The following is a 13,096-nucleotide window of genomic DNA, read 5'->3' as shown; positions in this document are numbered from 1 at the left end:
GCGGGGCGCTTGGGGTCAGCGCGCGCCGGGCACGAGGATGGTGGGCGCGGCCGGCGCGGCGCGCTCGGGCCAGTCGCGGCTGTAGTGCAGGCCGCGGCTTTCGTGGCGCATCTGGGCCGAGCGCACGATGAGTTCGGCCACCTGCACCAGGTTGCGCAGCTCCAGCAGGTCGCGCGAGACGTGGAAGTTCGCGTAGAACTCGGCGATCTCGGCCTGCAGCAGCGCGATGCGGTGCGCGGCGCGCTCCAGCCGCTTGTCGGTGCGCACGATGCCCACGTAGTTCCACATGAAGTGGCGCAGCTCGCTCCAGTTGTGCGAGATGACTACGCACTCGTCGGCATCGGTCACGCGGCTGTCGTCCCAGGCGGGCAGCGAGGGCAGGGGCTGCGGCACGGCCGCGGCGATGTGCTGCGCGGCGGCGCGGGCGAACACCATGCATTCGACCAGCGAATTGCTGGCCAGCCGGTTGGCGCCATGCAGGCCGGTGCAGGCGGTCTCGCCGATGGCGTAGAGGCCGGGCAGGTCGGTGCGGCCGGCCAGGTCGGTCAGCACGCCGCCGCAGGTGTAGTGCGCGGCCGGCACCACGGGGATGGGCTCGCGCGTGATGTCGATGCCCAGCTCGGCGCAGCGCGCCAGGATGTTGGGAAAGTGCTCCTGCAGGAAGGCCGGGCTCTGGTGCGAGATGTCCAGATGCACGCAATCCAGCCCGTGGGTCTTCATCTCGAAGTCGATGGCGCGGGCCACGATGTCGCGCGGGGCCAGCTCGGCGCGCTCGTCGTGTCGTGGCATGAAGCGGGCGCCCCCGGCGCTCGCAGGCAGCTTCAGCTGGCCGCCCTCGCCGCGCACGGCCTCGCTGATGAGGAAGGACTTGGCATGCGGGTGGTAGAGGCAGGTGGGGTGGAACTGGATGAACTCCAGGTTCGCCACGCGGCAGCCGGCGCGCCAGGCGGCGGCGATGCCGTCGCCCGTGGCGGTGTCGGGGTTGGTGGTGTAGAGATAGACCTTGCCCGCACCGCCCGTCGCCAGGATGGTGTGCGGCGCGCGGAAGGTGTGGACTTCGTCCGTCGCCTCGTCGAGCACGTAGGCGCCCAGGCAGCGTTCGCCGCCGCTGGCCTTCAAGCCCAGCTTGCCCGCGCTGATGACATCCACCAGCGTGTGCTGCTCGAAGAGCGTGATGCCCGGCGTGGCGCGCACCTGCTCGATCAGCGTGCGCTGCACGGCCGCCCCCGTGGCGTCGGCCGCATGCACGATGCGGCGCGCCCCGTGGCCGCCTTCGCGCGTGAGATGCAGGGCGCCGCCCACCTCCTCCAGAGAGAACGGCACCCCCAGCTGCTGCAGCCAGCGGATGGCGTCGGGCGCGTTCTCCACGACGAAGCGCGTGGCCGCCAGATCGCACAGGCCCGCGCCAGCCACCAGCGTGTCCTGCACATGGTCGTCCACGCTGTCGCCCTCGGCCAGCACGGCCGCGATGCCGCCCTGCGCCCAGCCGCTGGCACCGTCCTGCAACTGGCGCTTGGTGACCACGGCCACGCGGTGCGTGGGCGCCAGGTGCAGCGCGGCGCTGAGGCCCGCCAAGCCGCTGCCGATGATGAGAACGTCGAAGTCGTGTGAATGCATGGGTGCTTTCCGGAGACTGAGAATCGGGCGCTGCCCGGTGCCGGGGCGCCGTGGAGCCAGCCCGGCCGGGCCGCTGGCGGCGTCTGCCTCTTTTCGGGTGAAAGGGCCAGCGCCGCGTGCGGCTCAAGGGGTGCTAAGCCGGTACATAGGCGAGGCGGACGTAGATGGGTGCGAAGGCCTCCGCCTGGGTGATCTCGATCAGCGTCTCCTTGGCCAGCTCCAGCAGCGCGATGAAGGTCACCACCAGCACGGTGCTGCCCTGGGCGGGGTCGAAGATGTCTTCGAACTCGATGAAGCGCTCGCCTTGCAGCCGCTTGAGCACGTGGCTCATGTATTCGCGCACCGAGAGTTCCTCGCGCGTGATGCGGTGGTGCTGCACCAGCCGGGCGCGCTTGATGATGTCGCGCCAGGCCTCCTGCAGATCGACGACGTGGACCTCGGGAAAGCGCGGCGCGAGGCTCTGCTCGATATAGACCTGGGCCTTGAGGAAGTCGCGCCCGTACTGCGGCAGCTGGCCCAGCTGCATGGCGGCGAGCTTCATCTGCTCGTATTCGAGCAGGCGGCGCACCAGCTCGGCGCGCGGGTCCTCGGGCTCGGCGCCGTCTTCCTGCTTCTTGGGCGGCAGCAGCATGCGCGACTTGATCTCGATCAGCATGGCTGCCATCAGCAGGTATTCGGCCGCCAGCTCCAGGTTGCGGTTGCGGATCTCGTCCACGTAGGCGAGGTACTGCCGCGTCACGCCCACCATGGGGATGTCGAGGATGTTGAAGTTCTGCTTGCGGATCAGGTAGAGCAGCAGGTCCAGCGGCCCCTCGAAGGCCTCCAGGAACACCTCCAGCGCATCGGGCGGGATGTAGAGGTCCTGCGGCAGCGCGAAGAGCGGCTCGCCGTAGAGCCGCGCCAGCGCCACCTGATCGACCACCTCGGGCATGCCGCGGCCCTCGCCGGCGGAGGGCAGGGCGGCCTCGCCGGCGTCGTGGCGGGAAGGGGGGGCTGCGCTGCTGGCTGCCATGATGCTATGGTTCGAATAGCGGCTTGCGCCCTTGTGGCAAGGGCTGGCAGCCTGTGGGTTGCTTCAGTTTCAGGATCGTGTCTGGTACACGTAGGGCTGCTGCGCCACCTGGGCGGCGTCGTACTCTTGCCAGGCGCGGTGGTCCACCTGCTTGTCCCAGAGCAGGGCGCGGCCTTCGCGCTGCTGCACATCCAGCTCGGGCTTGTCGGCCTTGAGCTTGTTGATGAACTGGGTGGCTTCGGACTGATAGTCGGGGCGGCGGAAGAAGGACATGGCGGCGTGCAGAGGATGTGTGGGGTCAGCGGTGGGAGCGCGCGATTTTAGGGCAACGCTGAACCAGCCTCCTCGCGGGGGCTGGGGGCGGCAGCGCCTCGGGGCAAGTCCCCCGTGCCCTGGGCACCGTCCGGGCGCGCTAGAGTGCGGCCTGGATCGACGAAAAAGGAAGACGACGCATGGACTTGCAAGGCTGGAAGCTCGCCGCCCTGGTGGCGGCCGTATTGGTGCTGCTGGGCGCGCTGGCGGGCTGCGACCTGCAGCGCCTGAGCGAGCTGCAGGTGGGCACTTCCACCGAGGCCGACGTGCGCCAGCGCTTCGGAGAGCCCGAAAGGGTGTGGGACGAGCCCGGCGGAGCGCGCACCTTCGAATACAACCGCCAGCCCGCGGGCTCGGTCAACTACATGATCACCATCGGCCCCGATGGCCGCCTGGCCGCGCTGCGCCAGGTGCTGGCGCCGGCCGAGTTCGCGCAGATCGTGCCCGGCATGACGGTGGACGAGGTGCGCCGCCGCCTGGGCAAGCCCATGAAGGTGATGACCTACGCCCTCAAGAACGAGACCGAGTGGGACTGGCGCTGGAACGACGGGGGCACCCAGCCCATGATCTTCACGGCCGTGTTCGGCAGCGACGGGCGCGTGCTGCGCAGCGGCAGCGTGATCGAGATCCAGCAGGGGGGACGTTGATGCGCGCTGGCCTGGCTCGCCGCTTGCATGGCTGCTGCACTGTGCTTGCAGCCGCCTCGCCTGCCTTCTCTTCTCCCCGCCTTCCCGCTCTCTGACGCCATGACCCAGCCCGCGACCCCGCAGCCCCCCGCCACGCCCTCGCTGCGCCACGGCCACTACGAGGACGCCCAGGCGCTCTTTGCCGGCACGCTCTTCGTGGCCATGGCCCTGATGCTGTTCAGCCAGGCGGGCCTGCTCATCGGCAGCACGGCGGGCATCGCTTTTTTGCTGCACTACGTGACCGGCATTTCCTTCGGCAAGCTGTTCTTCGTCATCAACCTGCCGTTCTACTGGTTCGCCTGGACGCGCATGGGCCGCGAATTCACCGTGAAGACCTTTCTGTCGGTGGCGCTGCTGTCGGTGCTGACCGAACTGTTCCCCCACGTGATGCATGTGGACTACCTCAACCCGCTCTTCGCCGCCGTGCTGGGCGGGCTATTGCTGGGCACGGGATGCCTGTTCCTGGCGCGCCACAAGTCCAGCCTGGGCGGGGCCACCATCGTGTCGCTCTACCTGCAGCAAAGCCACGGCATCCGGGCCGGCAAGGTGCAGATGGCGATCGACGGGGGGGTGGTGCTGCTGGCGCTTTTCGTGGTGCCGCCCGAGCGCGTGGCCTATTCGGTGCTGGCGGTGCTGGTGATGAGCGGTTTTCTGTGGATCAGCCACCGCCCTGGCCGCTACGTCGGGCACTGAGAGGGCGGCTCGCACCCCCCTTGGCGCGTCGTGGCCGCGCCTTGCCGTGGCGCTGCTGGTAACTGCGATGCGGCACCTGGCGAGAACCACTTCGCCCGGTTCCAGGCCGGATGCTCGGTGCTTCAGTGTTTCAGGAGCCCGCCGGCCGGATCGACTCGTGCACCTGGATGCCGCTGTTGTCCGAGCTGCCGCCCGTGACCGCATCGGCCGCCATGCCCACGCCCTTGCCCACGATCTTGACCGTGCCCACCGCCGCATCGGCCGCCAGCCCCACGGCGCTGGCCGTGACGCTCACCGCCGTGCCAGCCACGGTGATCACCGTGCAGCCGGAGGCGAGCCCGGCCAGGGCGGTGGTGGCCACGGCCGGGGCGAGCAGGCTGTGCCGCATGCGGTGCAAAAGAGTGGGGCGCATGGGGCGTGCCTGAAGGGTGGGGCGATGAAGTGCGGGCGCGCTCAGCGCACGCGCATGCCGGGCGTGGCGCCAGGCAGGGGTTCGAGCACGTAGATGCCGGGCTGGGCCTTTTCGTCGCCGTGGCTCGCGGCCAGCACCATGCCTTCGCTGACGCCGAACTTCATCTTGCGCGGCGCCAGGTTGGCGACCATCACCGTGTGCTTGCCGATCAGGTCGGCCGGCTGGTAGGCGCTGGCGATGCCGCTGAAGACGTTGCGGTGGCGGCCCTCGCCCGCGTCCAGCGTGAGGCGCAGCAGCTTGGTGGAGCCCTCGACCGGCTCGCAGTTCACGATCAGCGCGATGCGCAGGTCGATCTTGGCGAAGTCGTCGATGGTGATCGTGGGCGCGATCTCCTCGCCGCCGGGGTGGGCCGAGATTGCTACGGTTTCAGTAGCGGCTGGCGCAGGCGTTGCCTGGGCTGGGGCCTCGAAAAGTGCTTCGAGCTGCTCGGGCGTCACGCGCTGCATCAGGTGTTGGTAGGGCTGGATGCACTGCACGTCGCCGGCCACGGTCCACTGCTGCATGCTTTGGCCCACGAAGCCCTCCACGGCCTGCGCCAGGCCGGGCAGCACCGGCGACAGGTAGCGCGTGAGCGCGGCGAAGGCGTTGACGAGCACGGAGCACACCTGGTGCAGCGCCTGGTTGTTGGCCGGGTCCTTGGCGAGGTCCCAGGGCTTGTTCTGATCGACGTAGGCGTTGACCTTGTCGGCCAGCAGCATGATCTCGCGCGTGGCGCGGCCGTATTCCCGGGCCTCGTACATCTGCGCCAGGGCGTCGCCTGCGCTGCGCACTTCGGCCAGCAGCGCGCTGCCGGCGGGTCCGAAGTCGCTGGTGAGCTGGCCTTCGAAGCGCTTGGTCAGGAAGCCCGCGGCCCGGCTGGCGATGTTGACGTACTTGCCGATCAGGTCGCTGTTGACGCGCAGCATGAAGTCTTCGGCGTTGAAGTCGATGTCTTCGTTGCGGGCGCTGAGCTTGGCGGCCAGGTAGTAGCGCAGCCATTCGGCGTTCATGCCCAGGCGCAGGTACTTGAGCGGGTCCAGGCCGGTGCCGCGGCTCTTGCTCATCTTCTCCCCGTTGTTGACGGTGAGGAAGCCGTGGACGAACACGTTGTCGGGCGTCTTTCGGCCCGAGAAGTGCAGCATCGCGGGCCAGAACAGCGTGTGGAAGGTGACGATGTCCTTGCCGATGAAGTGGTACTGCTCGGTGTCGGGCGCCGCCATGTATTCGTCGAAGCTGCGCGTGTCGCCGTGCTTTTCCTTGGGGCCTCCCTTGTCGAACCAGTTCTTGAGCGAGGCCAGGTAGCCCACGGGCGCGTCCAGCCAGACGTAGAAGTACTTGCCCGGCGCATCGGGGATCTCGATGCCGAAGTAGGGCGCGTCGCGGCTGATGTCCCAGTCGCCCAGGCCTTCGCTGGTGGTGCCGTCCGGGTTGGTGCGCACGGTGAACCATTCGCGGATCTTGTTGGCGACTTCGGGCTGCAGCTTGCCGTCCTGCGTCCAGCGTTCCAGGAACTGCACGCAGCGCGGGTCGGAAAGCTTGAAGAAGAAGTGCTCCGATGTCTTCAGTTCAGGCTTGGCGCCCGAGAGTGCCGAGAAGGGCTCGATCAGGTCGGTGGGCGCATAGACGGAGCCGCAGACCTCGCAGTTGTCGCCGTACTGGTCCTTGGCGTGGCACTTGGGGCATTCGCCCTTGATGTAGCGGTCGGGCAGGAACATGTTCTTCTCGGGGTCGAAGAACTGTTCGATGGTGCGCACCTCGATCAGGCTGCCGCCCTGGTCGGCCGCCACGTCGCGCAGGTCACGATAGATCTGGCGCGCCAGCTCGTGGTTTTCCGGCGCGTCGGTGCTGTGCCAGTTGTCGAAGCTGATGTGGAAGCCGTCCAGGTACTGCTTGCGGCCGGCAGCGATGTCGGCCACGAACTGCTGCGGCGTCTTGCCGGCCTTTTCGGCGGCGATCATGATCGGTGCACCATGCGTGTCGTCGGCGCCCACGAAGTTCACCGCATGGCCCCGCATGCGCTGGAATCGCACCCAGATGTCGGCCTGGATGTATTCCATGATGTGGCCGATGTGGAAGTTGCCGTTGGCGTAGGGCAGGGCGGTGGTGACGAAGAGGTGGCGTGCAGACATCAGGGGCTGGCTTTCTGGGGAGCGTCGTGTCGTCGCCTGGGCCGAAGGGCCGGCCGGGCGGAACGCGCGATTTTAAGACCCGGCCCGGACTCGGGCCACCTACCGGCGGCGCAGCAGGTTGGTCTGGGTCAGTTCGATCAGTTCGTCGCCGCGGCCGTTCATCACCGCCCGCGCCGCATAGAGGCTAAAGCCCTTGACCTGCTCGGCCTTGATCTTGGGCGGCAGCGATAGCTCCATGGGATCGACCGCCACATCGACCAGCGCCGGGCCCTCGTGCGCCAGCGCCTGGGCGAGCGCCGCCTCCAGCGCGTCCGAGCGGGTGACGCGCAGGCCCAGGAAACCCATGCCGCCCGCGATGGCGCTGAAGTCGGGGTTCTGCAGCGACACATTCGTATCGAGGAAGCCCGAGGCCTTCTGCTCCATCTGCACGAAGCCGAGCACGCCGTTGTTGATGAGCACGATCTTGATGGGCAGCTTCATTTGCACCGCCGTGAGCATGTCGCCCATCAACATGGCCAGGCCCCCGTCGCCCGAAAGCGAGACCACCTGGCGGCCCGGCTGGGCGGCCTGCGCGCCCAGCGCCTGCGGCATGGCGTTGGCCATGGAGCCGTGGTTGAAGGAGCCGATCAGCCGGCGCTGGCCGTTCATGCGCAGGTAGCGCGCGGCCCAGATGGCGGGCGTGCCGACGTCGAAGGTGAACACCGCGTCGTCGGCTGCCAGCCGGTCCAGCGTGGCGGCGACGAACTGCGGGTGCAGCGGCTGGTCGCCGCTGCGCGGCGAGGCCAGCGCATCCAGGTCCTTGCGGGCGGTCCGGTAGTGCTCTCGGGCTTTTTCCAGGAAGGTGGTGTCGCGCCCCGCTTGGATGAGCGGCGCCAGCAGGGTGGCGGCTTCGCGCACCTCGGCCACCAGGCCCAGGCGCAGCTGCGCGCGCCGGCCCAGAGCGCCGGGGTCGCGGTCGATCTGCACGATGGCGGCGTCTTCCGGGTAGAAATTGCGGTAGGGGAAGTCGGTGCCCAGCATCAGCAGCGCGTCGCATTCCCGCATGGCGTGGTAGCCGGACGAGAAACCAATCAAGCCGGTCATGCCCACGTCGTAGGGGTTGTTCCACTCCATGAATTCCTTGCCGCGGAACGCATGGACGATGGGAGCGGCCAGGGCCTCGGCAAGCGCCACCACCTCGTCATGCGCGCCCTGGGTGCCGGCGCCTGCGAGGATGGTCACCGCCTTGGAGCCGTTGAGCAGGGCCGCCAGATCGGCGAGAGCCTGCGGGTCGGGCAGCATGCGCGCGGGCGCCGGTGGCGCGAAGTGGGGCCGCGCGCCTTCGGGCGCATCGAGCGTGCAGACGTCGCCCGGGATCACCAGCACGGCCACGCCGCGCTGGCCGATGGCCGTGCGCAGCGCCCGGTGCAGCAGTTCCGGGAGCTGGTCGGGGTGCTGCACCATCTCGCAGAAATGGCTGCATTCGCGGAATAGTTCGGTGGGGTGGGTTTCCTGAAAATAGCCCAGACCGATCTCGCTGCTGGGGATGTGGCTGGCGATGGCCAGCACCGGCTGGTGGTTGCGCTGGCAGTCGTACAGGCCGTTGATGAGGTGCAGGTTGCCCGGCCCGCAACTTCCGGCGCAGACGGCCAGCTGGCCCGTGATCTGGGCCTCGGCCCCGGCGGCGAAGGCGCCGGCCTCTTCATGGCGCACATGCATCCATTCGATGCCGCCATGGCGCCGCAGGCTGTCGTTGACGGCATTGAGGCTGTCGCCGGTCACGCCCCAGATGCGCTGCACGCCCGCATCCGCCAGGGTTTCGACCAGCAGGTCGGCGACGGACTTGGCTTTCCGAGAACCAAAGATACCCATGACTGCTAACTCCTCTTGGTGGCGATGTAGTGCTTTGAGATCAGGGTTAACCCTTGGTTCTCTGGGCGCCGCCTTCAACGGACCGGCGCGCGCACGGCATTGCCCGTGTCTTTCCAGCCGAAGAAGGCGCAGATCTCGGCACGCCGGGCCAGCGCATCGGCGCGGCCCAGCGCCATGAGTTCGCGGGTGTAGCCGGCCTCGAACAGCAGGTAGCTCGCCAGGGCCGCACCGCGCACGTCGTCGGCACTGGTGGTCACGCCCAGGGCGCCCAGCAGGGTGCGGATGGGGCCCGGCAACTGGCCCACATGGCGCGCGGCCACGGCGTCCAGTCGCTGCGAGGGGGCGATCACGAGCAGGTCGAGCGGCCTCAGGGGGCTGTGGGCGCGCGCTTCGGGCGGTATCAGCGACAGCGTCTGATTGATGCGCAGCGCGCGTTCCACATCAACCGAGAGTGCGTCCAGGAAGATGTTGGAGAGCGCATGGCCTGCCACCTGGGCCAGCGTAGGGTAGTCGGGCGTGGCGGGGGCCGAGCCTTCGCCGCCGGGTTCGTGCATGCGGCCCGCGCCGATCACCAGGATGCGGTCCGCCCCCAGGTGGATGGCCGGCGCGATCGGCGCCGACTGGCGCATGGACCCGTCGCCGAAATATTCGGGGTGGCCGTCCATCTCCAGCGCGGTGGCGGGAAAGACGAAAGGGATGGCGGAGGAGGCCAGCAGGTGCGCACGGCTGATGCGGCCAGCCGCCGCCTTGCGCTGCGAGCGCACCCAGGGCCGGGTCGAGCCCCTGGCCTCGAAGAAGGTGACGTGTGCGCCAGAGCTGTAGCTGGAGGCCGTCACGGCCAGGGCGTGCAGGTGCCCCTGGCGGATGAGGCGCGGCAGGCGTTCCAGCGGGACGAGCTTGTCCAGCAGTTCAGCCAGCGGCGCGTTGTCCAGCAGAGAGCGCGGCCGCAGGCGGCGCCAGCGCGTGAGCATCCATCCCATGGACAGCAGCGTGAGCCAGCGCGCGCCGCTGCGCATCACGCTGAGTGAATCGGCGCGGTATACCTGTTCAGCGTGGAAGTGGCGCCACACGTGGGCGATGCGGCGCACGGAGCGGTCGAAATGGTCGGCCCCACAGGCCAGTGCCGCGGCGTTGATGGCGCCGGCCGAGGTGCCGGTGAGGATGGGGAAAGGGTTCGGGTCGCGCCCAGCGCCGCAGGCGATGCGCAGGTCCGACAGGGCTTCCAGCACGCCCACCTGATAGGCGGCGCGGGCGCCGCCGCCGGTCAGCACCAGGCCTGCCGTGGCGCGGGCCGGGTGCGTTGCCGGGGGCGTGCGGGCGGGCATGGCGCGATGGGGGTGGTTAGGAGGCGGCGGGAGCCTTCAATAGCAGCGCTGCAAGCGCATCCGCTTCCATCAGCACCAGACCGTGGCTGCGTGCGAAATCGCGCGCGTTCTCGCTCACCTGGCCCTGCAGTGCGATATACACGCCGGCGGATGCCTGCTGTGCCTGCACGGCGGCGTGCAGCTCGCGCAGCGGCTCGGCGCCGTGGGTGGCGGCCTTCCAGCGGCGGGCGCTGACCAGCAGCGTCTGGCCGCCACGCTCCAGGCGCAGGTCGGCCGGCTGGCCATTGAGGCGCTGCACGGTATGCCCTTCGGCCTGCCAGGCGCGTTCCAGTGCGGCGCAGAAGTCGCGCCAGGGCATGGAGGCAGCGGCGGCGAGCACAGCTTCCACCCGCGCCGCGCTGGGTGCTTGCCACTGCCGCCAGGCGGCCATGCCGCCCACGATGACCAGCGGCAGCACGCCCACGGCCGCATAGGGCGCCACATGCGAGGGCAGCAGCGCTCCGCACAGCAGCGCGATGCCGGCGGCGGCCGCGAAGCTGATCCACCACGGCGAGCGCAGCAGGATTGCGAACAGGGAGTTGGGGGCCATCTTGAGTGTCACGGGCGTTCTTCGCTGGCAGGCGGTGGTTGGGGATTCTGGGCGGGATTGTCCCGCAGCCCGGCAGGGGCGCAGGCCTTCGATAGACTACCCGACCCACAGGAGTGAAGAACAGCATGGCAGTCACAGAACAGGGCCTCTTGGCGGCCCTCGCACAGGTGTGCGACCCCCACACGGGCAAGGATTTCGTCTCCACGCGCGCGCTGCGCAACGTGCAGATCAGCGGCGGCGACGTGGCTTTCGACGTCGAACTGGGCTACCCGGCCAAAAGCCTCGTGCCCGAACTGCGCCGCCAGCTGGTGGCGGCCGCCCGCGGCGTGCCCGGCGTGGAGAACGTGTCGGTGCAGATCGCCACCAAGGTCGTGGCTCACGCGGTGCAGCGCGGCGTGCAGCTGCTGCCGCAGGTCAAGAACATCATCGCCGTGGCATCCGGCAAGGGCGGCGTGGGCAAGAGCACCACGGCCGCCAACCTGGCGCTGGCGCTGGCTGCCGAAGGCGCCAGCGTGGGCGTGCTGGACGCCGACATCTATGGCCCCAGCCAGCCCATGATGCTGGGCATCAGCCGCCGCCCCGAGAGCGAGGACGGAAAGACCATGGAGCCGCTGGAGAACCACGGCGTGCAGGTGATGTCCATCGGCTTCCTGATCGACCAGGACGAGGCCATGATCTGGCGCGGCCCCATGGCCACCCAGGCGCTGGAGCAGTTGCTGCGCCAGACCAACTGGAAGGATCTGGACTACCTCATCATCGACATGCCTCCCGGCACCGGAGATATCCAGCTGACGCTCTCCCAGCGCGTGCCCATGACCGGCGCCGTGATCGTCACCACGCCGCAGGACATCGCGCTGCTGGACGCCAAGAAGGGCATCAAGATGTTCGAGAAGGTGGGCGTTCCGATCCTGGGCATTGTCGAGAACATGGCCGCGCACGTGTGCAGCCAGTGCGGCCATGTGGAGCACATCTTCGGCGCCGACGGCGGCCGCAAGATGGCCGCCGAATACGGCATGGATTACCTGGGCGCGCTGCCGCTGGATATGTCCATCCGCCTACAGGCGGACAGTGGCAAGCCCACCGTGGTGGCCGACCCGGACGGCGAGGTGGCCCAGATCTACAAGAAGGTGGCGCGCGACGTGGCGGTGAAGATCGCCATGCAGGCCAAGGACTTCTCCGCGAAGTTCCCCACGATCTCGATCAGCCAGAACACCTGAGCCGAGAGGAAGACCGGCGCACTCCCAGTCCATAGCCCTGGAAAGCGCCCGGGCTGCACCGCACCGCCATGAACCTGCTGGCCGCCATGCGCTATCTGGTCGCGCTCGACGAGCACCGCCACTTCGGGCGGGCGGCGCAGTCCTGCCACATCACGCAGCCGGCGCTGTCGAACGCGATGCGCGCGCTGGAAAAGGAATTCGGCGTGACCATCGTGCAGCGCGACCGTTCTTTCGCCGGGCTCACGCACGAGGGCTTGGCAGTGCTGGCTGCGGCGCGGCGCATGCTGCGCGATACCGACGTGTTGCGCAGCGAACTGCGCAGCACCGAGGGTACGCCCCAGGGCCGCCTGCGCATGGCAGCCACGCCTACGGCCATGCCGTTGCTGTCGCGCTTCGCCGTGCTGCTGCGCCAGCGGCATCCGGGCGTCCAGCCGGTGGTGCTCTCCATGAGTTCCCAGGAGCTCGAACGGGGGCTGGAAGACCTGTCGCTGGACCTGGCCCTGGGCTATAGCGAGCGTATGCAGGCGCAGCGCGCTCCGCTGCGTTCCTGGCCCCAATGCACCGAGCGCTACTACCTGCTGCGCCGTGTTGCCGCAACCGCGACGGGTCCTGTGCCCGAACGCATGCGCATCGGCGCGCCCGTGCCCTGGTCGGAGGCCGGGCGGATGCCGCTGTGCCTGCTCACCCCCGACATGTTCAACCGATCCATTGTGGATGATGCCCTGCGCACGGCGGGCGTGGAACCGCAGCCGGCCATCGAGACCAATTCCGTGCTCACTCTGGTGCATAGCGTGGTCTATGGCGAGGTCTGCAGCATCCTGCCCGGGGCGATGGTGGCGGCATCGCGTGAGGAGCTCTCGCTGGAGGCGCTGCCCTTGATCTCGCCCGAAGTCGGGACGCCGATCGGCTTCATGACGCAGCGCCGGCCCCGGCCCTCGCGGACGCTGGCTGCTGCCATCGCGTTGCTCGACGAACCGCCATGGCGTGCGCAGGTCGCGGCGAGCAGCGGTGTGCTGAAGTGAGGGACTGAGACATCGCTGTGGCTGCGGGTGAGCCGAGTGGGGAATTTGGGGGTCACCCCTCTCATCGTCTCCGCAGGCTTTGCGGAGTTCGGCTGCTCCGTGGCGTCTGTCCCGAGAGGCATCGGCGGGACACAGCGGCTGCCATCGGTCATCGCCGCCTATGCTTACGTTTGCATACATTCAGCCCTTGAA

The 13,096-nt window shown here is 68.8% G+C and carries 12 protein-coding genes; 4 read left to right on the top strand and 8 right to left on the bottom strand.

The features are described from left to right. Positions 1-15: 15 nt before the first annotated feature. The 3 genes from nadB to AC3A84_RS17770 all read right to left on the bottom strand — a co-directional run bounded on the left by nadB (position 16) and on the right by AC3A84_RS17770 (position 2,902). Positions 16-1,617 carry an L-aspartate oxidase gene (nadB, locus tag AC3A84_RS17780; protein ID WP_487971355.1) on the bottom strand — a complete coding sequence of 534 codons (1,602 nt, stop codon included), beginning with the start codon at positions 1,615-1,617 and terminating at the stop codon, positions 16-18. A gap of 133 nt (positions 1,618-1,750) precedes the next feature. Continuing rightward, positions 1,751-2,548, bottom strand: a complete 798-nt coding sequence (locus AC3A84_RS17775) for a segregation and condensation protein A (protein ID WP_487971495.1) — start codon at positions 2,546-2,548, stop codon at positions 1,751-1,753. Between the two features lie 150 nt (positions 2,549-2,698). Next, on the bottom strand, positions 2,699-2,902 hold the full coding sequence (locus tag AC3A84_RS17770; protein WP_486160784.1) for a DUF3460 family protein: 204 nt from the start codon (positions 2,900-2,902) through the stop codon (positions 2,699-2,701). 179 nt (positions 2,903-3,081) lie between these two features. On the opposite strand from AC3A84_RS17770, the gene AC3A84_RS17765 reads away from it, so the two are divergent. Together AC3A84_RS17765 and AC3A84_RS17760 are read left to right on the top strand one after the other, a co-directional pair. Further along, positions 3,082-3,588 carry an outer membrane protein assembly factor BamE gene (locus tag AC3A84_RS17765; protein ID WP_487971354.1) on the top strand — a complete coding sequence of 169 codons (507 nt, stop codon included), beginning with the start codon at positions 3,082-3,084 and terminating at the stop codon, positions 3,586-3,588. Between the two features lie 99 nt (positions 3,589-3,687). After that, a complete protein-coding gene (locus tag AC3A84_RS17760) occupies positions 3,688-4,320 on the top strand; it encodes a YitT family protein (RefSeq protein ID WP_487971353.1) in 633 nt (210 codons plus the stop codon). A 130-nt stretch (positions 4,321-4,450) separates the two neighbouring features. On the opposite strand, the gene AC3A84_RS17755 is transcribed toward AC3A84_RS17760, so the two are convergent. From AC3A84_RS17755 to AC3A84_RS17735, 5 genes are all read right to left on the bottom strand, one after another. Next, entirely contained in the window at positions 4,451-4,708 is a 258-nt protein-coding gene (locus tag AC3A84_RS17755) for a hypothetical protein (protein ID WP_487971494.1), read from the bottom strand. 65 nt (positions 4,709-4,773) lie between these two features. Then, entirely contained in the window at positions 4,774-6,900 is a 2,127-nt protein-coding gene (gene metG / locus AC3A84_RS17750) for a methionine--tRNA ligase (protein WP_487971352.1), read from the bottom strand. 99 nt (positions 6,901-6,999) lie between these two features. After that, positions 7,000-8,751: a ubiquinone-dependent pyruvate dehydrogenase gene (gene poxB, locus AC3A84_RS17745; protein WP_487971351.1), complete on the bottom strand. Its 1,752-nt coding sequence runs from the start codon at positions 8,749-8,751 to the stop codon at positions 7,000-7,002. A gap of 74 nt (positions 8,752-8,825) precedes the next feature. Then, positions 8,826-10,076, bottom strand: a complete 1,251-nt coding sequence (locus AC3A84_RS17740; protein ID WP_487971350.1) for a patatin-like phospholipase family protein — start codon at positions 10,074-10,076, stop codon at positions 8,826-8,828. 16 nt (positions 10,077-10,092) lie between these two features. Next, a complete protein-coding gene (locus AC3A84_RS17735; RefSeq protein ID WP_487971493.1) occupies positions 10,093-10,665 on the bottom strand; it encodes a restriction endonuclease in 573 nt (190 codons plus the stop codon). Between the two features lie 125 nt (positions 10,666-10,790). On the opposite strand from AC3A84_RS17735, the gene apbC reads away from it, so the two are divergent. Both apbC and AC3A84_RS17725 read left to right on the top strand, forming a co-directional pair. Next, a complete protein-coding gene (gene apbC / locus AC3A84_RS17730; protein ID WP_487971349.1) occupies positions 10,791-11,882 on the top strand; it encodes an iron-sulfur cluster carrier protein ApbC in 1,092 nt (363 codons plus the stop codon). A gap of 68 nt (positions 11,883-11,950) precedes the next feature. Beyond that, entirely contained in the window at positions 11,951-12,904 is a 954-nt protein-coding gene (locus tag AC3A84_RS17725; RefSeq protein WP_487971348.1) for a LysR family transcriptional regulator, read from the top strand. The last annotated feature ends 192 nt before the right edge of the window (positions 12,905-13,096 follow it).

The organism is Paracidovorax sp. (assembly GCF_057642795.1).
This window is presented reverse-complemented; position numbering and strand designations above follow the sequence as displayed.

Bases quoted from the DNA above. Each gene is read 5' to 3' on its own strand.
- nadB (WP_487971355.1), bottom strand. From the start codon at position 1,617: ATGCATTCACACGACTTCGACGTTCTCATCATCGGCAGCGGCTTGGCG.
- AC3A84_RS17775 (WP_487971495.1), bottom strand. From the start codon at position 2,548: ATGCCCGAGGTGGTCGATCAGGTGGCGCTGGCGCGGCTCTACGGCGAG.
- AC3A84_RS17770 (WP_486160784.1), bottom strand. From the start codon at position 2,902: ATGTCCTTCTTCCGCCGCCCCGACTATCAGTCCGAAGCCACCCAGTTC.
- AC3A84_RS17765 (WP_487971354.1), top strand. From the start codon at position 3,082: ATGGACTTGCAAGGCTGGAAGCTCGCCGCCCTGGTGGCGGCCGTATTG.
- AC3A84_RS17760 (WP_487971353.1), top strand. From the start codon at position 3,688: ATGACCCAGCCCGCGACCCCGCAGCCCCCCGCCACGCCCTCGCTGCGC.
- AC3A84_RS17755 (WP_487971494.1), bottom strand. From the start codon at position 4,708: ATGCGGCACAGCCTGCTCGCCCCGGCCGTGGCCACCACCGCCCTGGCC.
- metG (WP_487971352.1), bottom strand. From the start codon at position 6,900: ATGTCTGCACGCCACCTCTTCGTCACCACCGCCCTGCCCTACGCCAAC.
- poxB (WP_487971351.1), bottom strand. From the start codon at position 8,751: ATGGGTATCTTTGGTTCTCGGAAAGCCAAGTCCGTCGCCGACCTGCTG.
- AC3A84_RS17740 (WP_487971350.1), bottom strand. From the start codon at position 10,076: ATGCCCGCCCGCACGCCCCCGGCAACGCACCCGGCCCGCGCCACGGCA.
- AC3A84_RS17735 (WP_487971493.1), bottom strand. From the start codon at position 10,665: ATGGCCCCCAACTCCCTGTTCGCAATCCTGCTGCGCTCGCCGTGGTGG.
- apbC (WP_487971349.1), top strand. From the start codon at position 10,791: ATGGCAGTCACAGAACAGGGCCTCTTGGCGGCCCTCGCACAGGTGTGC.
- AC3A84_RS17725 (WP_487971348.1), top strand. From the start codon at position 11,951: ATGAACCTGCTGGCCGCCATGCGCTATCTGGTCGCGCTCGACGAGCAC.